Raw genomic sequence first — 24,914 nt, 5'->3', positions numbered from 1 at the left:
TTTTCGCCTTTCATTTAAAGCACTCAAATTGACCAAACACACTCAATCCAAAGCGTTTGTAGATTCGATATCTTGAGTAACTTGACGCAGAGAGAATTGTATACCTTAGTCAACTTTTCTAGCGGTATCCATAAGGTAAATCATTATTTGAGTGTTACACCCAAGCCCTCTTTATTTTCCTCTGTTATCAAGCTAAAAATACCATTTGGTTTCATTATGTATACGAAACTATTATGCTTGCAAGAAAAAAAAACCCTAAAAAAACTGGAAAAGAGAATAGGAATTTGACATAAGCTATTCCCAAATTTTCAATGTTCATATGGTTATAAGCAGTACAGCTATTAATCATCCATTATTGATATACCTGAATTATTCTCAGTAAATAAATCAAGTATAATGTTAGGTACTCTACTATCAACTATGTGAACAACCCCTGCACATTCTTCTACCATTTTAGTATATGACATAAGCCTTTCAACAAATTTTTCTCCTTTAATTTTTCCACAATCAATCGATTCTTTTAAATTTTTAATCAAGACTCTTCCATTGCCAACTTTGTTTATTTCTTCATCTGTATCACTCAAGATTATCATTTTAGATGCGTAAACTGCAAGTGCAATTGCACTTGCAGTGCTATCAGTATCAATATGATATGTTTCTCCATTTTTTCCATAACCGATAGGTGCAATAACTGGTATAGAATCTGATTCTTCAATAAAGAATAATATATCAGGATTGATTTCAGTTGGTCTACCGATAAATCCCATGTCTAGTATTTTTTCAATATTATTTAATCTATTTTCCCTAAGCGTAGTGCTTATCTTTTCAGCTTTTATGAGGTTGCCATCTTTTCCACATAGTCCAATAGCTGAACCACCAGCAGAATTTATATGCTGAACAATTTTTTTATTAATTGAACCACACAGTGCCATTTCAATGATTTTCATAGTGCTTTTGTCTGTAAGTCTGACACCATTTATAAACTTATCATTCATATCTAGCATTTTTAACACTAAGTTAATTTCATATTCTCCGTCATGAACTACTACCGGATTTATACCAAGCTGTTTCAACAGAACAACATTATGCGCAAAAGCACTAAGCAGCGTTTCATCTGAGATTATTACACTGCTGCATTTGATGATAAAAGTTTCGCCTACAAATTTAGGTATGTTAGACAGAACTTCAAATAATATTTCTGTTTTTTCCTTCAATGGCATCTTACCATTTAAAGATTCATCACTTTTCATTTTTTTATCTTGTAAATTTGAAAAACTCATCTCTTACCTTGGTGATTTTATGCTTAACACGAATGCTTATTTGATGAATTGATACATGTTCATTATTAACCCACTTTTGAGTATTTTCTAGAATAGCATTTAGACTTTCCTGATTCACTTTATCTATTTTTGTTAGCACAATATTAAAGTTAATATTATTACATATTAACCAATAAACAAAGTCTTTGTCTATTTCTTTTAATCCTACCTTGCTATCTATAAGCACAAACACTCTTTTTAGATTTCTCCTGTGAATTAGATAGTACTCAATTAGGTTTAAGTATTGTACTGCTTCTTCCTTGCTTGCACAAGAATAGCCATAACCCGGTAGGTCGACAATCCTAAACTTATCATTGTACATAGAGTAAAAATTTATTTGTCTAGTGCATCCAGGTTTAGAAGAAACTCTTGCAGCTTTTTTGCTGTTTATCAGCAAGTTGATTAAACTTGATTTTCCTACGTTTGATCTACCAGCAAATGCAATCTCTGGAGCCGACTCATCTGGTAATGATTTTTTGTCTGAAGCTCCAAATATGAAGCTGCAGATTGATGTTATCTGTTTTGCCATTATACTTAGGTAGAAATATTCGAGACAATTATAGTGTTATTGCTTGATATAAGAAATTTTTTATTTCAGTATATATTACTTACTTAAACAGCTGAAAACTAGACCTGTACTATATGGATATAGAGAATAATTTACAAGACTTAAAAAAAAAGTTTTCTGATGTAGAGAGAAATCTGGAAAACCCTACCAATTTGAGTCAAAAAGAATTCGTTAGTTTTTCAAAGGAATACTCTGAACTCAGACCAATTATCGAGATAATCGATGAATATAATATATTAAAAGAGGAAATTTCAGATTTAGAAGAAATCATGAAAGATGAGAACAGCGATGGTGATATAAAAGAGTTAGCAAAAGAAGAACTTCTTGAGAAGCAAAAGATAGTATTACCGAAAGTAAAAGCAAAACTAAAGTTGGCATTATTACCCAAAGATGAAGATGACTCAAGAAATGCAATATTAGAAATTAGAGCAGGCACAGGCGGAGAAGAAGCAGCATTATTTGCAGCGATGTTATTTCGTATGTATCAAAAATATGCAGAAAGAAGAAATTGGAAGTTTGAGCCAATAAGTATTTCTAATACAGGTATAGGTGGCTATAAGGAAGCTTCTGCACTCATTAATGGAACAGAAGTTTTTGCAAGACTGAAATTTGAGTCAGGGGTGCACAGAGTACAAAGAGTGCCAGAAACTGAATCCTCAGGAAGATTGCACACTTCCGCAGCTACTGTTGCAATATTACCTGAAGTAGAAGAGGTTGACTTTGAAATAGAAGAAAAAGATTTACGCATAGATGTTTATAGATCCAGTGGTCCTGGAGGGCAATCAGTGAATACAACTGACAGCGCAGTAAGGGTCACCCACTTGCCAACAGGGATAGTTGTAATACAGCAAGATGAAAAATCGCAGCACAAAAATAAGGCTAAAGCGCTCAAAGTGTTGAGAGCAAGGCTATACGAAATTGAAAGACAAAAAAAAGAAATGGAAAGGTCAACAATGAGGAAAAGCCAAATTGGTTCTGGAGATCGCTCTGAACGTATAAGAACTTATAACTTTCCACAATCAAGAATAACAGATCATAGAATTAATCTCACTTCACATCGACTAGAACAGATTATAAAAGAAGGTGAACTAGATGAATTTATTGAGGCATTGATTTCACGAAATGAAGCAGAAAGGTTGACTGGAGGGGGTAATGTTACTTTTTGATGGAAATTTGAAACAAAGCATAGGTATCAGGTTAAAAAGAAGTAAAGTTAGTTGTTCATAAGGTTGACAATTATTTAAATTTATACTATAATTAGCAGCTCTATAACTTACAGAAACCATGGAAGTTGACTTTAATCAATATGTTAATAGTAACACCTTAGAGTTAAATAATCTATATGTATATATGGAAAAGCTAGTAAACTTTTTACAGAAAAAGCAAAATATTACAAGCTTGACTTTATCTAATTGTTATATTGATGCTCAGTGCGGAGAAGTTTTAAATGAAGCATTAGAGAATATTAATCTTCCAAATATTACTGAGTGTAAATTAACTTCTAGCATTATTGGCGCAGAAGGCTCAATAGCAATCACTAAATTGTTAAAGAATGGTAACTTTCCAAATCTTATTAAACTTGATTTAATTTCTAATGATATTGATGTTGAAAGTGGAATAATATTAATGAGTGCGCTAAGGGGTAGTAGTTTTTCAAATATTAAAGAATTTAATTTACTTTATGACAACGTCTGCAACGAAGGCATAGCAGCATTACGTGAATCATAGAACAACAATATGCTTCCAAATCTTATTAAGTTTAGTTTTCCCTTTAGTATTACTAATGATAACAAAGATATGGAAATGTCAAACGAATACCTATTCGGTTAATAGCATCATATAGAAAAAGGCAAGTTACATTTATTTGTTGCTGCTCATAGAACATCCAAATTCAACTATAGACCTGCTAAAAGGTGTAGGAAATCTTACTGCTATTGACATTATTGCGAAAATTCCATCAATTGATAACTTCCTATTCTGTGTAAAAAAATAAGAAAGGAGAGGAAAAAAAGGATTAGTTTCTTTTATGATTATCCAAGAAGTCTAGTCTAAATTCAAGTTTTGTGAATAGGCCTAGCGCTTAAATTTTTGATTAAAAAGGGACAAGTTTAGTAAAAAATAATGATATTATAAGTGGAACATAAAATAGTCCCACTGCAGTACTAATTAGGAGCAATAAAGTAGCTTTATCTGGTTGGTAATTTAAAATATTAGCAAGTATTATACTGGATCCAGAAATTGGAATAATAGCCAGTAACATCAGTGCTTTATAGATGCTTTCATCATATATACCTGTAACATGCTTGTCTAGTAAGACAATTTCCAAAACAAATAACGGCCAGAATATGTACTTTGCTACAATAGTGGTCAAAGCAAGCTTCCAATCTACTTTAAAATTTGTAATTTGTGCAATACTTATTCCAAGCAGCACCATTCCTAATGTGATAAATGTACTTCTGATATTTATCATAACATCCGTCAAAAAAGTGGGTATTTGTATATCATATATACTTAAAAAGAAGCCTAGAATCATCGCATATAATGAAGGAAGTTTGAGTAACTTTAATATGCATTCTTTTGCAGTATAGATACCATTTGCAGCTATATAAAATCCCAAGCTATTTTCAAATAGTGCCATTCCTATGTAACAGACAACATACACAGACACTGAATCTTCATCAAATAAAGCCATGGCAATCGGTAGACCAAAATAACCCATGCTTGTGCTGCCCGAGCTAAACGCTAATATGTTTCTCGTGTTGTCCTTAAATAAAAAAGAAGAAAGATAATACACTGATAAGGACATAGTACTACCTATAAACCATATCAAAATCGGCAGAGAAATTACTTTTAAATTAACTTCTGTATGAGATACTCCGTATAAAATCACTATTGGATTAGCTATATAAAAGAGTATTTGAGATATAGTATTTCTATCAATTTTAAGATATCTTCCTGCTAAGTAACCAATAAGTATTGTAATGTAAATAGGTAATATTTTGAGGAAAAGAGTGAAGAACATACTAGCCTATTGTGATATCTTTGCTGATAAAGTGATATTAGATTTTAAGGTATTGTAAAAGCAAGTAAAATTTATTTTCCAATTAATCAAGTTCATAGTTAGTTAAAAAAGATTCACTGAGTGCCAAAATTTGTTCTTATATAGGACTTAATAATGATATTTTTATGACTAAATTATGTTAAGTTTGTATAAAGCTCCTTGTATATTTTTATAAGCCACTTTTAGTAATTTAGGTAGATTGTTGAAAAAACACTCATCTTGAATGGTTCTCAGGAATTCTTGCCTTAATCATTAAAATCGCACTATTACTTTCCATAATTTTTTTAAAGCCAACTTTTTCGTAAACACGGATTGCACAAACATTTGCTATACCTGGGTCAACAAAGGCATTCTCATAAACTTTAAAGACAAATTTGTTTAAAAATATATTCAAAGCTTGTGAACCAACTCCTTTACCTACATAATTCAGCTCTCCGATATACCAGTCTATAGCAGCACAACTTTCTGGAAGTTCTAAAGTGTTATAGATCTGTTTAGGTGGGAAATCATGTTTGTTGTAATATTGAATATAACCAATATCAACTCCATCACAATTAATAATGAATGCGTGCATTGGTTTTTCAATAATTTGTGTCTTAAATTTCAAACGTTTGAATCCTTTAACGTAGTTGCTATATTTTTTCTCAATTAACTCTGGTGTCCAATTTATATCCGTATCCCACCACTTCTTTATATGGGGCATTTCTACCCATTTTAATAATAGTGAAAAATGTTCTTCTTTCAACGCTTTAAATGTGATATTTTTATTCATTAATTAAAGATTTTAAGTGTTACTACCGTTTTTATTAATTCTATCTCTAATTGCTAAGTTCATTGAAATTGATATTTCTGTACCTAGTTTTCCTGATATAGTACTCTATTTTAACGTACCGGAAGGCACAATTCAATTAACTATTGCTTATAATTTTTTAGGCGTTTGCATAGGAGGGTTATTTTTTGGTCCATTGTCTGAATGCTATGGCAGAAGAAGGATGATGATCATAGGCAACACTTTGCTACTCATCGGTGCTGTTGGCTGTGTTTTTGCGCTGTCAGTTTCTTGGCTTTTAATCTCTCGCTTTATTCAAGGCATTGGTGTTAGCACATCTGTAGTTGTGTTTGCAATTATTGCAGACAGCTATAAAGGCAACGAAGCAGTAAAATTTATTGGAATCATGAATTCTATTATCACAGTTCTCATAGCAATTGCACCAGTATTAGGCAGTTTCATCAACAAAATTGTTGGGTGGCGTGGTAACTATGCAAGTGTTGCAATACTTTGTTTCATCTCTTGGGTTTTGCTGCTTTTTCTGTTACCAGAAACAAAAAAGGACCGTGATATTTTTAGTCTAAAAAAAATGATGAAAGACTATAAAAAATTATTATCAAGTTCAAAATTTATGGTGTTGTCTTTGGCACAGAGCCTTTTTTCTGCGGCTTATATGTCATTCATTACTTGTGGCCCTTTTTTGTATATGGAAACTTTTGGTTTATCCAGCACTATTTATGCGCTACATCAAGGTGCAATGGTTGGGTCTTTCTCACTAATTAGCCTGTTTTCCAGTAAGATCTTAAAGAAACTTGGAGCAATTTGGTGTGTAATTTCCGGTACAGGCGTAATTCTTACTATTACCCACAAATATAAATGGACATAAAAATAAAGTATTACAACATTAAAGTTTGCAAACATTGAGGGTAAAAAATGGCAAACAGGAATAATGAATGGGCTGAAAATGAATTTGGAGATGCTGTACTTGGAGATAAAAGGTTAACTGACCGATTAGTAAATATTGCTGATAGTTTTACAAGTTTACCTGAAAGCTCAATCAATCAGGCGTGTGGAAGTTGGTCAGAAGCAAAAGCAGCATATCGTTTTTTTCAAAATGAGAACGTGAAAGAAGGCGATATTCTAGCTTCACACGTTGCTAAAACAGTTGAAAGAACAAAAGCCCATAAAAAAATTTTTGTGATCCAAGATACAAGTTATATTTCATACACAGACCATGAAAAAACAAGTGGATTGGGAGTTATTACAAGAAAACATAGTCAAGGTATTATAATGCATACAGCTCTAGCTGTTAGTATAGAAGGTTTGGTACTAGGGATACTAGATCAAAAAATTTATTCAAGACCTGAAGAATCTGAAAACATAAAAAAAAAGAACAATGACAGTATCCGCATTGAAGATAAAGAGAGTATAAAATGGTTAGAAACTTTAAGCAACACAAACAACATTATTGATTCAACTCAAACTGAGACTATAACCATATGCGATAGAGAAGCAGATATATATGAGTTTTTTGAGCTTGCATATAATCTTAATTCGGCAGTGTTAGTTAGAGCTTCCAAAGATAGGGCAGTAAATAGAAAATCTCGATATCCTGAAAAAGGTGAGCAGAAGTTATGGGAATTTATTAAATCCTCTCATTGTGCAGGTACGGTAAAAGTTGAAGTTCCTGCAAAAGATAATAAGCCAAAAAGAACAGCACATTTGGAAGTTAGATTCGGAAAGTTTATTATGCATCCATCTAAGAATAGTATTAGGCATAAGACAGAAGAATTACTTAAATTACCACACTATGCAGTTTACGTTGTTGAAAAAGACTTTCCTTCTGAAACAAATCCGCTAGAGTGGATGCTTTTAACAAATCTTCCAGTCAATACCTTTGATGAAGCTGTTGAAAAAGTTAGGTGGTATTGTCTTAGATGGAAAATAGAAATATTACATAAAATTTTAAAATCTGGTCTCAAAGTTGAAGAATGTAGGCTTGGAACAGCAGAAAGGTTGATGCGATATTTAACAGTAATGAGTATTATTGCTTGGAGAATTTTCTTTATTACAACAATTGCAAGAACTGATCCAACATTACCGTGTACTACCTTATTAGCCGAAGAAGAATGGAAAGTTCTATATGTAAAAATACATAGAAAACCATGTTCAAATGCAACTCCTACTATAAAAGAAGCTGTTTCATGGATTGCTCAACTTGGAGGACATTTGGCTAGAAAAAATGATCTAGAACCAGGCCCCATTACTATTTGGAAAGGATGGAGACGTCTCTTTGATCTAGCAGAAGGATGGCGACTTGCTCACGAACTTTATATTTGTGGGTAATAGTAAGGGCGTAATTGCTATTGGATCCCTATCACTTTTAATATTCAGTATAATCATGCCCAGTGCTTACTACTTAGTAACGCTGTCTATGGTTATTTTTTGTATTGGCTGTGGAATTTGTCAAGCAGTCATTTTCAATGCATCATTAAATATTTTCCCTGAAATGAAAGGCACAACTTCTTCTGCAATTTCATTTATTAGAGCTTCTATCATGGCTATTTTTATCGGCTTAACAAGCTACGTTTACGATGGTCAAGCAACCAGTGTAGCTATTCTTGTTTTTTTTGCAGTAGTTCTAATTTACTGTCTATTTATTGTTTTCAAGGTCTGGAAAAATCTATAATCACCATATAGATCCTTCTCATTTCTAGTTATTGCGGTAATATGTATTGTAACTTTGCTGGCTGCTCTAGATGTATCTCTTCCAAATCACCTAATCTATATTAGTTAAAGAGTATTATCTTGCTCATGCGTCTAAAGTTTGAGAGCCAATTTTCAGCAATCCAATCAAATTCCAATTTTTTTCAAACAACTGTTTCTTGCTATTTTTGTACCTTAAAAAATTTAGCTTACTTTTACGCTAGCTTGTTCAAATAGCATTAGTACGATTTACTTTTTTTGAATGTAGAGATTTTCTAGGGATTGTCCTCTTAAATTCTATAGTATCTTGTTTAACATTGAAACGAGAATCCAGTTTCAAGCATTGAAGTGACGAATCAAGAGCTGCTTTTATTCCACCACTCTCAACTACTCGAGTAGTGGACAATGGAATACGATTACTTTCGTTTATACTAATCAGCACGTCAAATTCTATGCTATTATTGTGTTGTTTGATGTTGCTAGCTCTAATTTTACCATTTCCAAACCAAAACTTTATAGAATTACTCGCATCATGATTGATGTCTGCAGAATCAGGCAAAATAGCAAAATTCGCGTTGTTTACAAATCTAGAAAACGCATTTTTGATGTCGTTAAATGTACCGTAATGGTCTATATGGTCGTCATTAATACTTGTTACAACAGCAATATCTGCAGGAATTTTTAACATAGTTCCATCAGACTCATCAGCCTCAATTAAGAAAATGTCACTTTTGCCAAGTTTTGCATTACTCTGATAGGAATTTAATATTCCTCCAACAATTACAGTGGCGTCAGCACCAGAATGATCAAAAATGGAAGCAATCATAGCTGTCGTCGTCGTCTTGCCACTTGAACCTGAAACTGCTATCACATATTTACCTTTCATAATTTTAACCAGCATGTCTGACCTATGCAAAACGGTTTTATTGTTATTTCTTGCTGCAACTAGCTCCACATTATCAGGTTTTATTGCGGAAGAATGTACAACTATTTGAGCTTGTCTAATACTACTTGCATCGTGACCAATATAGACCTCTATACCTAATTTTTGTAACCTATCTATATTGTCGTTTGATCGCGTATCACTGCCTTGAACTTTATAACTGGAATTATGAAGAATTTCAGCAATTGCGCTCATTCCAATTCCACCTATACCGATTATATGTATTACTTCTTTTTTAGTGCTGTGCATATTTGGCAGTAGACGTTTACTTATTACTAAATTTATTATAGTATAATTTAAAATCCTCATGGTATCGAACCATTTCACTAAGTACAATGATAAAAAAACTAGCCTTTCTATGTCTAATATTCGTTTTGATGAGTAGTTGTAGTTTTAGCAATAGGTGTAATCACACCGCAGGTCATTATAAAATTGGCAATAGCTATACAATAAATGGTATCACCTACCACCCAAAATACTGTAGCTGTTATGAGGAAGTAGGAATAGCATCGTGGTATGGAATAGAAGATCATGGCACAATTACAGCTAACGGTGAAGTGTTTAATCGTCACTTGATTTCTGCAGCACATAAGACCTTGCCCCTACCCTGCTTTGTTCGTGTTACTAATTTAGAAAATGGAAGAAAGCTTGTTATAAGAGTTAATGATAGAGGGCCATTTGTTGAAGGTAGAATAATAGACTTGTCAGAAAAAGCAGCACAAGTTTTAGGACTTCATAAGTCTGGGCTTGCGAAGGTAAAAGTCGAGTACTTAAGAAAGAGGTCAGAACAATTGATACAAAATACTCCTCATTACAAAAGGCAATATGAAAAAGAAATGCAGAAACGTCACCCAAAACAAAACAATGCAGAAAGTAAGGGATATGTAGCATTTTTTGTAAACGCTCAGGTAGCTAAATCAGCTGCATCAAAGCTTCGTAATCAAGGAATAGAAAATGTTAGATTGCTTTTCAAGAATGATCAATATTGCGTAAAAGTAAGTTAAAACCTGCATTACAGATTGTGTAGCATGACAGAAACTATTTGACAAATGAGAATGTTCCAAAAGCATGTGCGTTAAATTGAGAAACTATCGTGAAATATAGCAATATTTAAGATTGGTATTTTATTTGTTACATTTCAGGTAGTGACAGCTACCTCAGATGTAGCTGTAAAAAATAATCTACCACTTAAGAAATTTCATTAAAAAAAATAGCATAATCTTATTTCTCTAAAAAATACTATCTTCAACTTGAATATGTTGAAAAATATTTTGCGTATTATCCAAAAAGTCATCCTTTATAGCAGCTAGCTCGGATTGTTTTTGAGATAGATTATCTTCTATTGTTCTATTAAAACAATCAAGATCATTGCACTTTAGTTGAGAGCGCATGTCTCCATTTTCATATAAACCTCGTATAACGTCATAATATGCTCGAGTTTCATCAGTTTCTGGTTGTTGCTTTTCTTTGAGTATTGCCTTTAATTTTGAATCTATGTCTAATTCTCTTTTTATAGCTTCAGTAGAATTTTTATGATATTTTTCATAATCTTCAAAACTTTTTAATATTTTACCTTTGATTTCATTTTGTAACATCTTTAGCAAATCTTTAGCATGAGGTTTTTCAATTTTTTCCTTCCACTCATCATACGTATATTCTTGTCGACTACCATATTTTTTATCTTGACACTCACTTCCTATGTTAAACAGCTCTTTGTTACAGATTTTATCACCCTTATAAAAGTAATCGCTTATATTAATTTTATCGCTAGTTAAAGTTTGTCTAATTGCTGCTTTATTTTCTGCAAGTTCTTCTCTGTACTTGCTAATGCAATTTAGTAATTCTTTTTTGCAATCTGTAGTCATAATCTAGCTCCTTTAATAAAATTAGACCTAATTTAGTGTAAAATAATTAATATTTTATTACTATTTTGGTTATAACTAAGATAGTAATGAGAAGTTCAGTGTCTACAAAGTTCGTTTAAACTATTTTCAAAATGGGTATAATATAATTTTAGGTTAATAAAATGAATTACGATGTAATCATTTCAGGTAGTGGGCTAATTGGTCTTATTACTGCTATTGGCCTGAGTAATGACTCTGTATCTGTAGCCGTAATTGAGAAAAATAGTTTACCACGTGCAGTTGATGATAATCGAGCATTTGCCATTTCTCAAGGATCAAAAAAAATACTAGAAAAATTAGGGATTTGGCGGCTCTTAGAAGGCGAAACTGAACCAATACTTGATATATGCATATTAGATGGAGATAGTCCATTTACTGTGCATTATGACCATAAAATGGTTGGTGAAGAGCCAATGGGCTATGTAATCAAGAGCGCTATTATATGGAATGCAATCAATAAAAATTTTTTGCATAAACTCAATATATATTCTCCACGTTCCTATAAAACAATCTCTTGTGACGAAGGATACATGGAAGTTACTCTTGATAATGATCAAAAATTGATATCATCACTATTTATCTGTGCTGAAGGTAAAAACTCTAGGTTGCCAGAGTTGTTTTCTATACCAATGATAAAATTTGATTATAAACAAAATAGCATGGTATTTAATGTAAAACATGAATTACATCACCAAAACTTAGCTGTAGAGCGGTTTTTTCCTGGTGGTCCATTTGCAATTTTGCCAATGAAAGGTGGCTATACTTCTTCAATAGTTTTGACAGAAAAATGCGAAATTTCAAAAATGCTGATGAGCTTATCCGAAGAGGAATTTGTCATAGAACTCAAAAAAAGATTTGGTTCTTATTTGGGAGAAATTGAATTAGAGGGTGAAAGAAGATTCTATCCTTTGAGTTTTTCTTTTGCAAGAAAGCTGCATAAAAGCAGAATTTTGCTGATTGGCGATGCAGCACATTCAATCCACCCGGTTGCAGGTCAAGGACTTAACCTTGGAATGAGAGATGTAGAGAGTGTTATTAGACAAATAACTGCTGCAAAATCCTCTGGCATTGATGTTGGCAGTAATTATCTATTGAAGAAAATTTCATATGACAGATACTTTGATAATTTTACTATGGCACTTGCAACTGATGGACTAAATAGAATATTTTCCAACAGAATACTTTGCGCTCAAGTTCTGAGAAATCTTGGTTTAATGGTAGTTGAAAATTCAGATTTTCTTAAAAAAAGCTTCGTTCGACATGCTATGGGGTTTATATAAATCATTAGATTTCTTTCATCATAATCAGGTATCATTAGAGTAGTTGACACTGGAGCTCAAATTCCATAATGTCATGCCAGTGCCCAGACACTGGCATCCAGAAAAATTTATAAGCAAACTTGAGTTATGCTAAATTTGATGAAACGAAAAACTGGATTCCAGCAGGCTTTGTTGCACCACTCAAGGAAAGAACAGGCAGTTACTGATGGAATTTGTTATAAAATAGATATTTAGCCGACAAAGGAAAAATATGCCAATAAGAATGAAAGTCAGTAACTGCAATGAATATAACAAATTTCTTCAAGAAAGGGGAAATGTTTTTCATTATATCAACGATGCCATTGAAAATTGGTACGAAAATAGTCCAAAAGTAGCAGGTGGCAACAATGTCTACAGCGACAAAGTAGTGATTCTAATTCACATAATAACCTATCTATTCAGGATTGGTCTTAGGCAAACAGTGGGATTTATAGAGAAATATCTTGAGCAAATAGGGAAAATTTTGCAAATTATCAGCTATTCGCAGGCTTCAAGAAGGTTTAAAAAGCTTAATATCAAAATCAACGACTGCAGAGTTGATAAGAACGATATGGAAGATATTGAAATTGCTATAGATAGTACAGGTATCAGCATCTACAATAATATTCCAGGCCATAGTAAGGCAAATGGTACAGATAGAAAGTATCGCCGCTATGAGCAAACAAGATGTAATGCTAGAGATAGGTAGTAAAAAAGTTATAGCTGCAAAATACAGTAGTGGAGTTTATTCCGACCACTATGGAGCCTGTGATCTTATTGAAAGAGTGGATACCAAGTATAACATAAGCACGATATATGCAGATAGATCGAAAGAAGTTATACAAACTGTGCGATGAGCTTGACATAAAGACAAGGATTCCTCCGCAAAATAATGCAGTAGAGCATCCAAAGTTGGATTATATGAATGAGAGAAATTCTACAATCAAGCTCATAAAGTCATATGATGAAGATGGTATGAAGAGGTGGAAAAAAGAGATAAATTATTGGAAGAGATCTTATATAGAAAGTTTTTTCTCGCGACTGAAGCAAATATTTGGATTTAGTTTTAGGAATAAATCTGAGATTAATCGTGAGAAGGAACTGCTACTCAAGTGTTATTTGCTTAACAAATTTACTGAAATAGGCATGGCTAAGTTTGATATAGCTTCATGAATTTATTATACATTACCCACTATCCGAAGAGCTGTGCAACAAAGCCATCCCAGTGTCAAGCACTGGGATGACAAGAAGAAAGAGTACTGGCATTACATTAAATGATTCTCCTTATTTTAGCATTAAACGCGATGAAGAAAATCATTTATAATCGCTATAGCAACTAGTGTTGAAACCTGACGTACCTTTTGGCTTGACAAACGAGAGTTTTTATCTGATTTGACAACAAGGGCTTCTAGATGACTTTGAAAGTAAATATTACTATGCTTATCTTCGATAGCTTCTATTAATCCTTCATTGGCAAACGCTGCAATTTTATATCCAAGTAGCTCTAGCCTTCTTCTATTCTCTGTAGTATTACTTACTGTACCTGAATGAGCATTCGGAAAATAAGTTGAAAACCAGCCATTTTGATTAGGTAGTAAAAATCTAGCTACCACTTTTTCCAAACTACTACCTGGAACAATTTTTATCTGCTGAAGAGGTATATTCTCTTTTTGTGGATAGGATGCTGATTTTAAATGATTCTTCTCATCATTAACAACATTTGTTATTTCAATTTCTTTTGCATGCATAATGTCTTGTAAACCACCGCATATGGCAAGCAAATGAATTGTAGGATTGTCATCTACTATTTTTACAATTGCTTCATTCACAAGCTGGCGGTAAGGGTTAAGAGCTGAATGAAAGTTATCTGAAATAAATATTCTGTTTATCTTTTGCTCTTTGATAAATTTTGCAACTTCAACTTTTATTCGATCTAGTATCAGCTTTTTTGCCAATATTTCATCTTGTTTTGCGAACTCTTCTTGGATTTCTTTTAGATTAATTATTTTGTCGTAGTCAATGAATATAGTTTTAACCCCAAAATTATTGAATATCTCATAGATATTTTGAGATTCATCTGTTTGCAATAAACCAACAATTATATTATAATTTACTGCATTCTCTGCTGTCAAAGCAGATGGTTCTTTGTTTACTTTTTCACTATAAGCGATATTACTTAATAGTAGAAATGTAATTAATAGTATATTAAATATTCTATTGTAACATTTATACATTATTTCCTAAATAATTATATTAATATTATAATATATTATAGAACATTAAGAAAAAGAATGTGGCCTGAGCAGGAATCGAACCAGCGACACAAGGATTTTCAGTCCTTTGCTCTACCAACTGAGCTATCAGGCCAACTACGTACTTTCATTTTTAGATAAAAAACGTTATCATGTCCATCAAAAGTTTTTGAAGTATAGAAACAAAGAATGAACATTAGTAACAAAATAGGAATTTATCCTGGTACATTTGACCCCATAACTTTTGGGCACCTTGACATAATAAAAAGAGCATGTAAGCTAGTCGATAAGTTGATAATTGGTGTTGCAGAGAATGTTAATAAACATACTAATTTTGACATAAGACTGCGCACAAGCATGGCTAAAAATGAAGTGAAAGGAGCAGGAATTGATGCAGATATTATATCCTTTAATGGGTTGCTAGTGAAGTTTGCCAAAGAGCAAAATGCTTCTGTTATTATTAGAGGACTGAGAGCAGTATCGGATTTTGATTACGAGTTTCAAATGAGTTGGGTAAATTATAAGCTCTTTCCTGAAATCGAAACTATATTTCTTCCTGCATCTGAGGATACTCAATTTATCTCATCAAGTTTTGTAAAGGAAATAGCGAGATTAGGAGGAGATGTTAGCAACTTTGTGTCAAAAAGTGTCCAAAGTGAATTGATTAATCTAAATAGGGTAGAAAATGGAGAATAAGTATTTGTTGTCTTTTTTATTTCCAAACGAGTATGTTAGATGTGTAAAATATTGTAAGCTAAAGGAGAGACATGTTAAAAGTGAGGGATAATAATGTAATAGTTTGCTGCCGTGGTGATGAAAATGATGATGGTTCTGGTCATCCAATAGTATACTTACACAAAGAAGGAGAAATGTATTGTCCTTATTGTAATAAGTCAATGGATGAAATAGTGAGTGCCGAAGAATTTCAATCTGTTGAGGTGAAAGTAATAAGCAAGAAGGAAAGAACCAAAGGTTAATAGTACTTCATTTTTTTAGCTTATGTAAATAGCAATAAAGGGGGCAGTAAAGATGAAACTGTCCATACGGTCAAGTACTCCTCCATGGCCTGGTATAATACCTCCACTATCTTTAACATTGTAAACTCTTTTGATGAGTGACTCAGTGAAATCTCCAAGTTGGGCTAGAATAGCAACTATCAAACCAATTATTGGAGAATAAAAAATTGGAAATAAACTCAAAAATATTGAGCCAAAAATTGTACACACTATTCCAGCTAAGACTGCACCAAAAAGTCCTAACCAAGTTTTCCCAGGGCTAATGATTGGACAAATTCTAGTTTTACCAAAATTTTTGCCGAAAAAATAGGCAGCAATATCGATGCTCCAAATAGTTAAGATAAGCCATACTAATGCATATTTTCCCTGTGGTAGATTATATAGGCATATTAGCGAGGCATTTGGTAGTGCGATTAATAGTAATGCGAAAATGTATAAGATTCTATTGCCCTGAGTTAGATTATACCATTCAAAAGAAGATAAAACTGCAATTGAAAAAATTAGTAGATAAAATGATAAATCACTGAAATATGTAGCAAAAGAAAATATGAGTAATATTACTATTGAGGACAATATTCTAACCATAAAGTTATTATCTACCATATTTTTTTTCTCTTTTCGTATAATCTTCTAGTGCTTTGGTCAAATCTTGACAAGAAAAATCGGGCCACAAAGTATCACAAAAATACAATTCAGCATAAGCTGCTTGCCATAATAAAAAATTGCTTAACCTTTTTTCGCCACCAGTGCGAATTAATAAATCCAATTTTGGCAAATCTTTAGTATACAGAAATTTTTCAAATTCCTCTTCCAATACGCAATCAATATTTCCTTTTATGACGTTGTTGATAGCATGTATAATTTCCTGCTTTGCTCCATAACTAACTGCAACAGTGAGTAATAGACCATCGTTCTTATGTGTCACTTCTTCTGCTTTTTTGATTTGATCGAATATTTTACTGGGCAATAGACTTAAATTGCCAATAAAATTTAACTTAATGTTACAATTGTAAATGAATTTCATTTTATCTTCATTAGTTAAAGTGTAGTAAAATAAATTAAATAGGTAGTCTGTTTCGTTTTCAGATCTGAGCCAATTTTCCATGGAAAATGCATACAAAGTTAAGTAAGGTATGGCCAGGACTGTGCAATGCTTAGCAATATCAAATGCAACCTCACTGCCTTTTCTATAGCCATCAATTTTTACCCTTCCTTGATTGTTTGCCCACCTACCATTACCATCCATAATAATTGCTAGATGTTTTGGCAGAGATTCTAGATTCAACATTTGAATTCAACCTGTTCTAATTAGCTTAATGTCTATATCTCTGTATGAAACGTTCACTATATCCACCTAAAACTATATTATTACTGAAAAATCATTGATAGTCTATATTACAAAAATTTTCTCAACCTCGGTGTCAGCTGCCAGTGATTTTACTAAGAAATATGGCAAAAATGGTCTAAATTGAGCGTGTTTTCTTAATTTGATGCGTATGGTTTATTTAACACCCTCTTAAATTTATAAAGCAAAACCTTGGATATAAACACTTTTTAAGCTATGTCATGATATGTAACTGACTTGCATTTTTTCTTTCCGTGTCCCACTTAAGACATTACTAGGCCCATTTTTATCTTCTAGTAGTTTTATAATATCGCTAAGACTAGAATGACTACACATGGATTTTAACTCTTCAAAAGGAGTAAAACCGATTCCATTAACAACTTTCTGATTTCCTAGTAATTCTATTGTATCTACGTAGTTAAGATTATCACGATAAAATATGAGTCGAAATTTTTTAATGTTAAAAGAAATGATATTTTCAACAACCTCCTGATTTTTTAGTAGTCTTACAATATCGCTAAAGAGAAACTTATCATTACAAAGTATGAATTTAAGTTTTTCATAATCAATAAAATTGATGTGCTCAACAACTTGTTGATTTTCTAGCAACCTTATAATCTTGTAACTGCTACTAGTATAATTGCTACTATTAAACTTATCGCTATTATGAATGAGTTCAAATTTTTCATAATCAATAAAACAGAGGTATTCAACAACTTTTTGATTTCCTAATAACTCCATAATATTTTCACCACTAAACTTATTACTCTTGAGTATAAGTTGAAGCTTTTTATCACCAATAGAGTTAATTCGATCAATAGAACTCTGATCTTTTAGTAATTCTGTAACATTTTGCTCACTAAGCTTACCATCACTCTCAACTATCATCCATTGAATAAGACGGATATTCCTAATATCATTTTGATTTTTTGGTGGTATTCCCACATCTGCATCGTTGCAAAACTGAACATCATCAACATGTTTTTCATTAATTCCTTTATTTCCTAGTGCTTCTTTAGCGAAGTTATTCGGATCATTTTTTTCATCTTCCTCGTAATCATAATATCCATAATTTTCTCCATTCTCCTCACTATCACTACTTTCGAATTCATTGTTGATATTGCAAATCTTTCCACCTTTTAGTATTTCTAGAATATTGTGCTCCGCAGGTGCATTATTTAGCATGGACCTAAACATTTCATCATCATAATCGTTGATGTGATTAACAATGCTCTCATCTAATAATAATTCTTCAATACCTTTGTGACTAAACTTATTATGATACTTGCATAAGATTTTAAGCTTACTGTAATCCATTGAATTGATGCCATCAACAACTCTTTGATTTGATAGTAATTCTCTGTTATAAGTCTTACATATCAGTTGAAGTTTTTCGTTATATAAGTCTTCTGCATTGCCTGCCTTATCAAAATCCATAATCTTATTTCAATTTACTTAGTATTTTAATTTTGCATGTATTAGGAGGAAAGAATCAAGCATAAGGCCTAATGAATTTATTAGTTTATTTATGTTTCTTTTCATGTATAAATTTATAGAAAGTTTTATATAGAAGTTATTTTATGAGCAAAATTATAGAAATCAGAGCGCCAAAAACTCTTGGTGGTGAATCAGTTACGGAAGGTATAGTAAAAATAAAGAAAAATATCGGCGAAGCAGTAAAAGTAGATGACTTGATCTTTGAAATTGAAACTGATAAAACGGCGCTAGAACTAACTGCAGAAGCTTCAGGACAAATAACTGAATTTTTTGTGAAAGAAGATGATATAATTAGCCCTGATCAATTACTGGCAAAACTTGCTGCAGGAGAAGTAGAAGAAGAAGTGAAAAAAGAAGATAAAGGCGAAGGCCCTGATAAAAAAGATGCCCCTTCAGCTCGTAAAATTATGGAAGAAAATGCAATTAGTGCAGAAAATGTAAAAGGAACTGGCATGGGAGGTAGAATAACTAAAGCGGATGTGATAGACCATATGAGTAAAGCTGAACAACCTTCGGTAAAACAATATGAATCGCCAAAAAGTGTAGTAAGTGGAGAGAGAAGAGAAGAGCGAGTGAAAATGAGCAAAATAAGGCAAGTAATAGCTGCTCGTTTGAAAGCATCGCAAAATACTGCTGCAATACTGACCACGTTCAATGAAATTGACATGAAAAACGTCATGGATCTGAGGGCAAAGTATAAAGAAACTTTTGAAAAGAAATATGGAATAAAACTGGGTTTCATGTCGTTTTTTATAAAGGCAGCAGTGCAAGCACTAAAAGAAATTCGTGAGATTAACGCTGAGATTTCAGGTGATGAAATTGTATATAAAAATTACTATGACATAGGTGTTGCTGTTGGCACTGATAAAGGTCTTGTTGTACCAGTTATTCGTGATGCTGATCAAATGTCATTTGCTGAAATTGAACTAACTTTAGTTGCTCTTGGCAAAAAAGCACGAGAAGGTAAGCTGCAAGTATCGGAAATGGAAGGTGCAACATTTACTATCTCAAACGGTGGTGTATATGGTTCACTTCTTTCTACTCCGATAATAAACCCTCCGCAATCTGGAATACTTGGCATGCACTCAATACAAAATAGGCCAGTTGCTGTGAGTAGCTCAATTGAAATCAGACCTATGATGTACATTTCCCTCTCTTACGACCACAGAATAGTTGATGGCAAAGGAGCAGTTACTTTCCTTGTTAAAATCAAAAATTACATAGAAGATCCAAATAGATTGGTTTTGGAAATTTAAACAGATTAAAAAAAGACAAGTAAGTTTTTCTGAAGTTTTTAAGGTGGGTGTTACAGCTGTACAAACATTTGTTTATAAGGGTAACTTATACGAAAAATGGTCAGTACGAGCATTGTGATTTAGGCCTAAAAAATGCGAGTAGCCCATTTGGTGTTATCCAAGTAGCTGACACTGGGATCCAAATTGCAAGTAATGCATTAGGTTGGGTGAGTATAGGTCTTGCGTTATAGAATAACATCATTTACTATGTGCCATATTGCAATGTTTGTAAAGTTGTGTGTGTGGTCCACCAAAAGGGTGTCAGCTACTTGCATGACACTATCTGCTATTTTTCCTTATCTGAATGAATACAAAACGGTTTTTGGTTACTCACGAAATAGATTTGTCCATTTTGCTCTTATTATTTAAAACGCTTTTATGTCAAATATATCAAATTTTTATTGTCCCAAATTTGGGAGAAAAACCCTGGACTTGAAGTCCATCCTTTTAAGAATATAATTTTAAGGTGAAAAATCTGAAAGAATGTGGAATATTATAGAAAAAGCAGTCACTCTGTATATATATCACATAGTGTGGATAACAAAATATCGATATCCAGTACTAGTTGGAGATATTGGACAGAAAGCTAAAGAAGTTGTACAAGAAGTATGTGCAAATAATCAAGTAGAAATTATCAGAGGTAGAGTTGCGTCAAGTCATGTACACGTATACGTTTCTGTACCCCCATACTTAAGTATTAGTAAGTTAGTGCAGTTAATAAAAGGAAAAAGTTCCAGAAAAATCCAGCAAAACTTTCCAGAGCTAAAAAAGAGATATTGGGTTGTGGGCAGTAGGCTACTTTGTCAGGACTAGCGGAAATGTAACTGACGAAATGATAAAAAATTATATTGAAAATCACTCTAAAAAAGAAGATAAATTTGGTGACTTTCAAGTCGAAAGTTAGCATTCTATGCTCTCTCTCAATCTTTGGATTTTAATCCATAGTGGTTGAATTGACATATGTTAAAAACATTCTAAGATAAGACTATTTATAGAATAAGGGGGTATATAATGTTAACTAATTCTTTTAAAAAAAGTTTTGAAGCTGTTCAAGGTATATCTGAATCAGTATCGAGTGATAAACCGAATAGGACTTTCAATTTTCCTCCGAATAATAGGGTGAGAGCAGATGATCATCCATTTTTAGGTACCAAGCATGACCGCAAAATTGAATATTTAGATTGTGATGATGAAGAGTCAAAAAGGCGAATTCTTGCTGATAGCTCTCCTTATAATTCAGAAAATGAAAATCACGGTAAATATCTAAAAGGCAAGATTATTGATGAAACTAAGCAAGAAATTGCTCAACACATAGAAAACAGTGATGTAGAATCTGTACAGCTTAGAGTGAGAAGTCCAATTAGAACTATGTTGACTGCAAGAACTGTGCTGAATGATAATAAAGGAAAAATAAACATTAGTAATATTTTAACTAATGATTTTTTTGAAAGCAATAGGATAACGGCGGTTACATTGTTGCTACCTGGAGATGAAAAAAGAGGAATGCGTGGACGAGTTGATGAGCATGGAGTAAGAATTTATGAAGTAGCTAATGGCTCATATAACATGACTTTGAATTGGTACGATGAAGAAAAAGAATGTAAAATGAAAATTAATATTAGTGATGACGGTTCTATCAAGCTTATTGAAAGCAATGATATCACTTGGGAGCAAATAGCTGCACATAAAGAAGTAAAAGTAGGAAAACAATACGAAGTGAAGTCCTTGTATGATGCACTATCCTACTTACGTAAAGAAGGTTCTGAAATAGTAAAAGTTTCACAGAATCCTTCAACAAGTATGGAAAGTGTGACTATATCAAAACAACTTTCTTCTGCCCAAGGAGTAAGTAAATAAGAAGACTTTATGAGCTGCTTGCAAATATAGGCAGCTTATATTTCAGTATCCTTATTTCATGTTCTCTAGAGTATTTTTATTTCCTGTAATCTTTTTATAAAAACCATAGGCGCCAGTTGGTTTTAAAGTAAAGGTCAAGTATCTGGAATTCTGGACATAAAATCCTCCTGTGTAAAAAAAGTTAGAAAAAAATGCAGTGCATATACGACAGATATACACTGAAGAATATATTTTTTAATAAATTTGATTAAAAAGTCTGCAGACTAAAGATAGATTTTGAGCTCTTAAAATATCTCTAATTGTAATTATAATCTTACTATTACCCACAAATATAAATGGACATAAAAATAAAGTATTACAACATTAAAGTTTGCAAACATTGAGGGTAAAAAATGGCAAACAGGAATAATGAATGGGCTGAAAATGAATTTGGAGATGCTGTACTTGGAGATAAAAGGTTAACTGACCGATTAGTAAATATTGCTGATAGTTTTACAAGTTTACCTGAAAGCTCAATCAATCAGGCGTGTGGAAGTTGGTCAGAAGCAAAAGCAGCATATCGTTTTTTTCAAAATGAGAACGTGAAAGAAGGCGATATTCTAGCTTCACACGTTGCTAAAACAGTTGAAAGAACAAAAGCCCATAAAAAAATTTTTGTGATCCAAGATACAAGTTATATTTCATACACAGACCATGAAAAAACAAGTGGATTGGGAGTTATTACAAGAAAACATAGTCAAGGTATTATAATGCATACAGCTCTAGCTGTTAGTATAGAAGGTTTGGTACTAGGGATACTAGATCAAAAAATTTATTCAAGACCTGAAGAATCTGAAAACATAAAAAAAAAGAACAATGACAGTATCCGCATTGAAGATAAAGAGAGTATAAAATGGTTAGAAACTTTAAGCAACACAAACAACATTATTGATTCAACTCAAACTGAGACTATAACCATATGCGATAGAGAAGCAGATATATATGAGTTTTTTGAGCTTGCATATAATCTTAATTCGGCAGTGTTAGTTAGAGCTTCCAAAGATAGGGCAGTAAATAGAAAATCTCGATATCCTGAAAAAGGTGAGCAGAAGTTATGGGAATTTATTAAATCCTCTCATTGTGCAGGTACGGTAAAAGTTGAAGTTCCTGCAAAAGATAATAAGCCAAAAAGAACAGCACATTTGGAAGTTAGATTCGGAAAGTTTATTATGCATCCATCTAAGAATAGTATTAGGCATAAGACAGAAGAATTACTTAAATTACCACACTATGCAGTTTACGTTGTTGAAAAAGACTTTCCTTCTGAAACAAATCCGCTAGAGTGGATGCTTTTAACAAATCTTCCAGTCAATACCTTTGATGAAGCTGTTGAAAAAGTTAGGTGGTATTGTCTTAGATGGAAAATAGAAATATTACATAAAATTTTAAAATCTGGTCTCAAAGTTGAAGAATGTAGGCTTGGAACAGCAGAAAGGTTGATGCGATATTTAACAGTAATGAGTATTATTGCTTGGAGAATTTTCTTTATTACAACAATTGCAAGAACTGATCCAACATTACCGTGTACTACCTTATTAGCCGAAGAAGAATGGAAAGTTCTATATGTAAAAATACATAGAAAACCATGTTCAAATGCAACTCCTACTATAAAAGAAGCTGTTTCATGGATTGCTCAACTTGGAGGACATTTGGCTAGAAAAAATGATCTAGAACCAGGCCCCATTACTATTTGGAAAGGATGGAGACGTCTCTTTGATCTAGCAGAAGGATGGCGACTTGCTCACGAACTTTATATTTGTGGGTAATAGTAAGAATTATAATGAGGTTGGAAATATGCGGAAGTAATTTTTATACGTTAGCTACAGTTAAAACATAATTGACTTTGCCTAGTTAATATTTCAAATTATAAAAAAGGCAAATAATTTCTATGATATTGCAGGGTAAAAAAGGGTTAATAACCGGAATAATAAATAAGAGGTCAATAGCATATGGTATAGCAAAGACTCTCTCAGAGCACGGAGCTGAGCTTGCAATCACTTATCAAAATGAAGTAATAAAAGAGAAATTATTACCAATAGCGAATGAATTAAATGTGGAGCTAACACTACATTGTGATGTTTCAAATGAGGAAATCATACATAGTGCTTTTAAAGAAATAGAGGAAAAGTGGGGTGCTATTGATTTTTTGGTACATGCAATAGCATATTCTGATAAAAATGAGCTCAATGGTAAATACGTCGATACTTCACTAAACAACTTTCTCAATGCAATGCATATATCGTGCTATTCTTTTACTGCTTTAGCAAAAAGCGCAGAAAAAATGATGTTAAATGGTGGTAGTTTACTTACTTTATCTTACTATGGTGCTGAAAAAGTTATGCCAAATTATAATGTGATGGGTTTATGTAAAGCAGCACTTGAAGCAAGTGTAAAATATATAGCATGTGATCTTGGGCCAAAGAACATCAGAGTAAATGCAATTTCTGCTGGTCCAATCAGAACTTTGGCATCTTCTGGAATAAGTGACTTTCACTCCATATCGGAATGGAATAGAATTAATTCTCCACTTAGACGCAATGTTACAATAGAAGATGTTGGCAAGGCAGCACTATACTTATTAAGCGACCTGAGTAGTGGTACAACTGGAGAAATTTTACATGTTGATTCAGGGTATAATGTTGTGGGAATGAAGATAGTAGACTAATACAGTACTGCAGATGCATGTGAAGCCTGTGTTTTTTTGTTATCCGAGTAATTGACATTGGAGCCCAGTGTCAGCTACTCGAATGACAACATTTTTTAATTAAATCTCGCACATTAACCATAGAGTTATTATTTTATAAGTATTTGTTGCTGCTGATCTTCTATTTTTACTTCCTCCATTTGGGTTAAGGGATTGTGCGTGAGGGTTGCTCTTGAAGTTGCCTTGCAAGGAAAAAGTCTTTTTCCTCCCGATCTTGGAGTTGCTTTGCAAGCAAGAAATCCTATTGTTCTTGTGTTTGTTTTGCTAAGACTTTATTCTTATTAAGCAGTGGTTAAAAATGAGCATGGCTTTTATTATAGAATGCCCCCCTATAGAAGTAT

Annotated in this window: 25 protein-coding genes, 1 tRNA gene and 3 pseudogenes; 18 read left to right on the top strand and 11 right to left on the bottom strand. The window is 32.7% G+C overall.

Annotated elements, in window-relative coordinates; all coding sequences use genetic code 11:
* Positions 1–341: 341 nt before the first annotated feature.
* Together argB and yihA are read right to left on the bottom strand one after the other, a co-directional pair.
* Positions 342–1,280 (bottom strand): acetylglutamate kinase, encoded by a 939-nt coding sequence (gene argB, locus AB3210_RS03900; protein ID WP_230609118.1) that lies wholly within the window; start codon positions 1,278–1,280, stop codon positions 342–344.
* Positions 1,255–1,848 carry a ribosome biogenesis GTP-binding protein YihA/YsxC gene (yihA, locus tag AB3210_RS03895; RefSeq protein ID WP_007302825.1) on the bottom strand — a complete coding sequence of 198 codons (594 nt, stop codon included), beginning with the start codon at positions 1,846–1,848 and terminating at the stop codon, positions 1,255–1,257. The genes argB and yihA overlap by 26 nt, the downstream gene beginning before the upstream one ends.
* Positions 1,849–1,961: 113 nt before the next feature.
* On the opposite strand from yihA, the gene prfA reads away from it, so the two are divergent.
* Together prfA and AB3210_RS03885 are read left to right on the top strand one after the other, a co-directional pair.
* Positions 1,962–3,053 carry a peptide chain release factor 1 gene (gene prfA, locus AB3210_RS03890; RefSeq protein ID WP_007302826.1) on the top strand — a complete coding sequence of 364 codons (1,092 nt, stop codon included), beginning with the start codon at positions 1,962–1,964 and terminating at the stop codon, positions 3,051–3,053.
* 118 nt (positions 3,054–3,171) lie between these two features.
* Positions 3,172–3,615 (top strand): hypothetical protein, encoded by a 444-nt coding sequence (locus AB3210_RS03885; protein ID WP_012481725.1) that lies wholly within the window; start codon positions 3,172–3,174, stop codon positions 3,613–3,615.
* A 364-nt stretch (positions 3,616–3,979) separates the two neighbouring features.
* Here AB3210_RS03885 and AB3210_RS03880 read toward each other — a convergent pair whose 3' ends face one another.
* Together AB3210_RS03880 and AB3210_RS03875 are read right to left on the bottom strand one after the other, a co-directional pair.
* Positions 3,980–4,909, bottom strand: a complete 930-nt coding sequence (locus tag AB3210_RS03880; RefSeq protein WP_265013663.1) for an AEC family transporter — start codon at positions 4,907–4,909, stop codon at positions 3,980–3,982.
* A gap of 253 nt (positions 4,910–5,162) precedes the next feature.
* On the bottom strand, positions 5,163–5,720 hold the full coding sequence (locus AB3210_RS03875; protein ID WP_007302829.1) for a GNAT family N-acetyltransferase: 558 nt from the start codon (positions 5,718–5,720) through the stop codon (positions 5,163–5,165).
* A gap of 16 nt (positions 5,721–5,736) precedes the next feature.
* Between AB3210_RS03875 and AB3210_RS03870 the strand changes: the two are divergent.
* The 3 genes and pseudogenes from AB3210_RS03870 to AB3210_RS03860 form a co-directional block, all read left to right on the top strand.
* Positions 5,737–6,570: pseudogene (locus AB3210_RS03870) on the top strand (MFS transporter); the annotation flags it as partial.
* Positions 6,571–6,650: 80 nt separating this feature from the next.
* Positions 6,651–8,063, top strand: coding sequence for an IS4-like element ISWosp2 family transposase (locus AB3210_RS03865; protein ID WP_214303148.1), 1,413 nt, complete (start codon positions 6,651–6,653; stop codon positions 8,061–8,063).
* Positions 8,064–8,151: 88 nt separating this feature from the next.
* Complete coding sequence (locus AB3210_RS03860) at positions 8,152–8,406, top strand: hypothetical protein (protein ID WP_265013661.1); 255 nt, start codon at positions 8,152–8,154, stop codon at positions 8,404–8,406.
* Between the two features lie 440 nt (positions 8,407–8,846).
* On the opposite strand, the pseudogene AB3210_RS03855 reads toward AB3210_RS03860, so the two are convergent.
* Positions 8,847–9,675, bottom strand: a pseudogene (locus AB3210_RS03855) (Mur ligase domain-containing protein); the annotation flags it as partial.
* 26 nt (positions 9,676–9,701) lie between these two features.
* On the opposite strand from AB3210_RS03855, the gene AB3210_RS03850 reads away from it, so the two are divergent.
* The gene (locus tag AB3210_RS03850) at positions 9,702–10,370 is read left to right on the top strand and encodes a septal ring lytic transglycosylase RlpA family protein (protein WP_012481726.1); all 669 of its coding nucleotides are present in this window, start codon (positions 9,702–9,704) and stop codon (positions 10,368–10,370) included.
* 225 nt (positions 10,371–10,595) lie between these two features.
* On the opposite strand, the gene AB3210_RS03845 is transcribed toward AB3210_RS03850, so the two are convergent.
* Positions 10,596–11,231: a hypothetical protein gene (locus AB3210_RS03845; RefSeq protein ID WP_052264692.1), complete on the bottom strand. Its 636-nt coding sequence runs from the start codon at positions 11,229–11,231 to the stop codon at positions 10,596–10,598.
* 161 nt (positions 11,232–11,392) lie between these two features.
* Between AB3210_RS03845 and ubiH the strand changes: the two genes are divergently transcribed.
* The 4 genes from ubiH to AB3210_RS03825 all read left to right on the top strand — a co-directional run bounded on the left by ubiH (position 11,393) and on the right by AB3210_RS03825 (position 13,741).
* On the top strand, positions 11,393–12,550 hold the full coding sequence (ubiH, locus tag AB3210_RS03840) for a 2-octaprenyl-6-methoxyphenyl hydroxylase (protein ID WP_052264691.1): 1,158 nt from the start codon (positions 11,393–11,395) through the stop codon (positions 12,548–12,550).
* Between the two features lie 250 nt (positions 12,551–12,800).
* A complete protein-coding gene (locus AB3210_RS03835; protein WP_019236989.1) occupies positions 12,801–13,277 on the top strand; it encodes a transposase in 477 nt (158 codons plus the stop codon).
* Positions 13,243–13,425 (top strand): hypothetical protein, encoded by a 183-nt coding sequence (locus AB3210_RS03830; protein WP_038227351.1) that lies wholly within the window; start codon positions 13,243–13,245, stop codon positions 13,423–13,425. The genes AB3210_RS03835 and AB3210_RS03830 overlap by 35 nt, the downstream gene beginning before the upstream one ends.
* A complete protein-coding gene (locus tag AB3210_RS03825; protein WP_007301972.1) occupies positions 13,385–13,741 on the top strand; it encodes a transposase in 357 nt (118 codons plus the stop codon). Before AB3210_RS03830 ends, AB3210_RS03825 begins: the two co-directional genes overlap by 41 nt.
* A 122-nt stretch (positions 13,742–13,863) precedes the next feature.
* Here AB3210_RS03825 and AB3210_RS03820 read toward each other — a convergent pair whose 3' ends face one another.
* Together AB3210_RS03820 and AB3210_RS03815 are read right to left on the bottom strand one after the other, a co-directional pair.
* Positions 13,864–14,802, bottom strand: coding sequence for a hypothetical protein (locus AB3210_RS03820; protein ID WP_052264979.1), 939 nt, complete (start codon positions 14,800–14,802; stop codon positions 13,864–13,866).
* A gap of 60 nt (positions 14,803–14,862) precedes the next feature.
* Positions 14,863–14,935: transfer RNA gene (locus AB3210_RS03815), tRNA-Phe, on the bottom strand.
* A 74-nt stretch (positions 14,936–15,009) separates the two neighbouring features.
* Here AB3210_RS03815 and coaD point away from each other — a divergent pair.
* Both coaD and AB3210_RS03805 read left to right on the top strand, forming a co-directional pair.
* Positions 15,010–15,516, top strand: coding sequence for a pantetheine-phosphate adenylyltransferase (gene coaD / locus AB3210_RS03810; protein WP_007302835.1), 507 nt, complete (start codon positions 15,010–15,012; stop codon positions 15,514–15,516).
* A gap of 71 nt (positions 15,517–15,587) precedes the next feature.
* Positions 15,588–15,797, top strand: a complete 210-nt coding sequence (locus tag AB3210_RS03805; RefSeq protein WP_007302836.1) for a zinc-finger domain-containing protein — start codon at positions 15,588–15,590, stop codon at positions 15,795–15,797.
* Positions 15,798–15,812: 15 nt separating this feature from the next.
* Here AB3210_RS03805 and AB3210_RS03800 read toward each other — a convergent pair whose 3' ends face one another.
* The 3 genes from AB3210_RS03800 to AB3210_RS03790 all read right to left on the bottom strand — a co-directional run bounded on the left by AB3210_RS03800 (position 15,813) and on the right by AB3210_RS03790 (position 18,618).
* Positions 15,813–16,439 (bottom strand): phosphatidate cytidylyltransferase, encoded by a 627-nt coding sequence (locus AB3210_RS03800; RefSeq protein ID WP_052264980.1) that lies wholly within the window; start codon positions 16,437–16,439, stop codon positions 15,813–15,815.
* Positions 16,429–17,124, bottom strand: a complete 696-nt coding sequence (uppS, locus tag AB3210_RS03795) for a polyprenyl diphosphate synthase (RefSeq protein WP_007302838.1) — start codon at positions 17,122–17,124, stop codon at positions 16,429–16,431. The genes AB3210_RS03800 and uppS overlap by 11 nt, the downstream gene beginning before the upstream one ends.
* A 276-nt stretch (positions 17,125–17,400) precedes the next feature.
* A complete protein-coding gene (locus AB3210_RS03790; protein ID WP_007302839.1) occupies positions 17,401–18,618 on the bottom strand; it encodes a hypothetical protein in 1,218 nt (405 codons plus the stop codon).
* Positions 18,619–18,761: 143 nt separating this feature from the next.
* Between AB3210_RS03790 and odhB the strand changes: the two genes are divergently transcribed.
* The 6 genes and pseudogenes from odhB to AB3210_RS03760 all read left to right on the top strand — a co-directional run bounded on the left by odhB (position 18,762) and on the right by AB3210_RS03760 (position 24,534).
* Positions 18,762–19,934 carry a 2-oxoglutarate dehydrogenase complex dihydrolipoyllysine-residue succinyltransferase gene (odhB, locus tag AB3210_RS03785; protein ID WP_007302840.1) on the top strand — a complete coding sequence of 391 codons (1,173 nt, stop codon included), beginning with the start codon at positions 18,762–18,764 and terminating at the stop codon, positions 19,932–19,934.
* Between the two features lie 47 nt (positions 19,935–19,981).
* Positions 19,982–20,164: a hypothetical protein gene (locus tag AB3210_RS03780; RefSeq protein ID WP_052264981.1), complete on the top strand. Its 183-nt coding sequence runs from the start codon at positions 19,982–19,984 to the stop codon at positions 20,162–20,164.
* 294 nt (positions 20,165–20,458) lie between these two features.
* Positions 20,459–20,877 (top strand): annotated as a pseudogene (tnpA, locus tag AB3210_RS03775) (IS200/IS605 family transposase).
* Between the two features lie 107 nt (positions 20,878–20,984).
* Positions 20,985–21,830 carry a hypothetical protein gene (locus tag AB3210_RS03770; protein WP_052264817.1) on the top strand — a complete coding sequence of 282 codons (846 nt, stop codon included), beginning with the start codon at positions 20,985–20,987 and terminating at the stop codon, positions 21,828–21,830.
* 392 nt (positions 21,831–22,222) lie between these two features.
* The gene (locus tag AB3210_RS03765) at positions 22,223–23,635 is read left to right on the top strand and encodes an IS4-like element ISWosp2 family transposase (protein WP_214303148.1); all 1,413 of its coding nucleotides are present in this window, start codon (positions 22,223–22,225) and stop codon (positions 23,633–23,635) included.
* Positions 23,636–23,757: 122 nt separating this feature from the next.
* The gene (locus AB3210_RS03760) at positions 23,758–24,534 is read left to right on the top strand and encodes an enoyl-ACP reductase (RefSeq protein WP_007302843.1); all 777 of its coding nucleotides are present in this window, start codon (positions 23,758–23,760) and stop codon (positions 24,532–24,534) included.
* Positions 24,535–24,914: the final 380 nt, after the last annotated feature.

It is taken from the genome of Wolbachia endosymbiont (group B) of Scrobipalpa ocellatella (genome assembly GCF_964188425.1).
Classification (GTDB): domain Bacteria; phylum Pseudomonadota; class Alphaproteobacteria; order Rickettsiales; family Anaplasmataceae; genus Wolbachia.
This window is presented reverse-complemented; position numbering and strand designations above follow the sequence as displayed.

Excerpts from the sequence above, each read along its gene's own strand:
- argB (WP_230609118.1), bottom strand. The coding sequence starts at position 1,280 with ATGAGTTTTTCAAATTTACAAGATAAAAAAATGAAAAGTGATGAATCT.
- yihA (WP_007302825.1), bottom strand. The coding sequence starts at position 1,848 with ATGGCAAAACAGATAACATCAATCTGCAGCTTCATATTTGGAGCTTCA.
- prfA (WP_007302826.1), top strand. The coding sequence starts at position 1,962 with ATGGATATAGAGAATAATTTACAAGACTTAAAAAAAAAGTTTTCTGAT.
- AB3210_RS03885 (WP_012481725.1), top strand. The coding sequence starts at position 3,172 with ATGGAAGTTGACTTTAATCAATATGTTAATAGTAACACCTTAGAGTTA.
- AB3210_RS03880 (WP_265013663.1), bottom strand. The coding sequence starts at position 4,909 with ATGTTCTTCACTCTTTTCCTCAAAATATTACCTATTTACATTACAATA.
- AB3210_RS03875 (WP_007302829.1), bottom strand. The coding sequence starts at position 5,720 with ATGAATAAAAATATCACATTTAAAGCGTTGAAAGAAGAACATTTTTCA.
- AB3210_RS03865 (WP_214303148.1), top strand. The coding sequence starts at position 6,651 with ATGGCAAACAGGAATAATGAATGGGCTGAAAATGAATTTGGAGATGCT.
- AB3210_RS03860 (WP_265013661.1), top strand. The coding sequence starts at position 8,152 with ATGGTTATTTTTTGTATTGGCTGTGGAATTTGTCAAGCAGTCATTTTC.
- AB3210_RS03850 (WP_012481726.1), top strand. The coding sequence starts at position 9,702 with ATGATAAAAAAACTAGCCTTTCTATGTCTAATATTCGTTTTGATGAGT.
- AB3210_RS03845 (WP_052264692.1), bottom strand. The coding sequence starts at position 11,231 with ATGACTACAGATTGCAAAAAAGAATTACTAAATTGCATTAGCAAGTAC.
- ubiH (WP_052264691.1), top strand. The coding sequence starts at position 11,393 with ATGAATTACGATGTAATCATTTCAGGTAGTGGGCTAATTGGTCTTATT.
- AB3210_RS03835 (WP_019236989.1), top strand. The coding sequence starts at position 12,801 with ATGCCAATAAGAATGAAAGTCAGTAACTGCAATGAATATAACAAATTT.
- AB3210_RS03830 (WP_038227351.1), top strand. The coding sequence starts at position 13,243 with ATGAGCAAACAAGATGTAATGCTAGAGATAGGTAGTAAAAAAGTTATA.
- AB3210_RS03825 (WP_007301972.1), top strand. The coding sequence starts at position 13,385 with ATGCAGATAGATCGAAAGAAGTTATACAAACTGTGCGATGAGCTTGAC.
- AB3210_RS03820 (WP_052264979.1), bottom strand. The coding sequence starts at position 14,802 with ATGTATAAATGTTACAATAGAATATTTAATATACTATTAATTACATTT.
- coaD (WP_007302835.1), top strand. The coding sequence starts at position 15,010 with ATGAACATTAGTAACAAAATAGGAATTTATCCTGGTACATTTGACCCC.
- AB3210_RS03805 (WP_007302836.1), top strand. The coding sequence starts at position 15,588 with ATGTTAAAAGTGAGGGATAATAATGTAATAGTTTGCTGCCGTGGTGAT.
- AB3210_RS03800 (WP_052264980.1), bottom strand. The coding sequence starts at position 16,439 with ATGGTAGATAATAACTTTATGGTTAGAATATTGTCCTCAATAGTAATA.
- uppS (WP_007302838.1), bottom strand. The coding sequence starts at position 17,124 with ATGTTGAATCTAGAATCTCTGCCAAAACATCTAGCAATTATTATGGAT.
- AB3210_RS03790 (WP_007302839.1), bottom strand. The coding sequence starts at position 18,618 with ATGGATTTTGATAAGGCAGGCAATGCAGAAGACTTATATAACGAAAAA.
- odhB (WP_007302840.1), top strand. The coding sequence starts at position 18,762 with ATGAGCAAAATTATAGAAATCAGAGCGCCAAAAACTCTTGGTGGTGAA.
- AB3210_RS03770 (WP_052264817.1), top strand. The coding sequence starts at position 20,985 with ATGTTAACTAATTCTTTTAAAAAAAGTTTTGAAGCTGTTCAAGGTATA.
- AB3210_RS03765 (WP_214303148.1), top strand. The coding sequence starts at position 22,223 with ATGGCAAACAGGAATAATGAATGGGCTGAAAATGAATTTGGAGATGCT.
- AB3210_RS03760 (WP_007302843.1), top strand. The coding sequence starts at position 23,758 with ATGATATTGCAGGGTAAAAAAGGGTTAATAACCGGAATAATAAATAAG.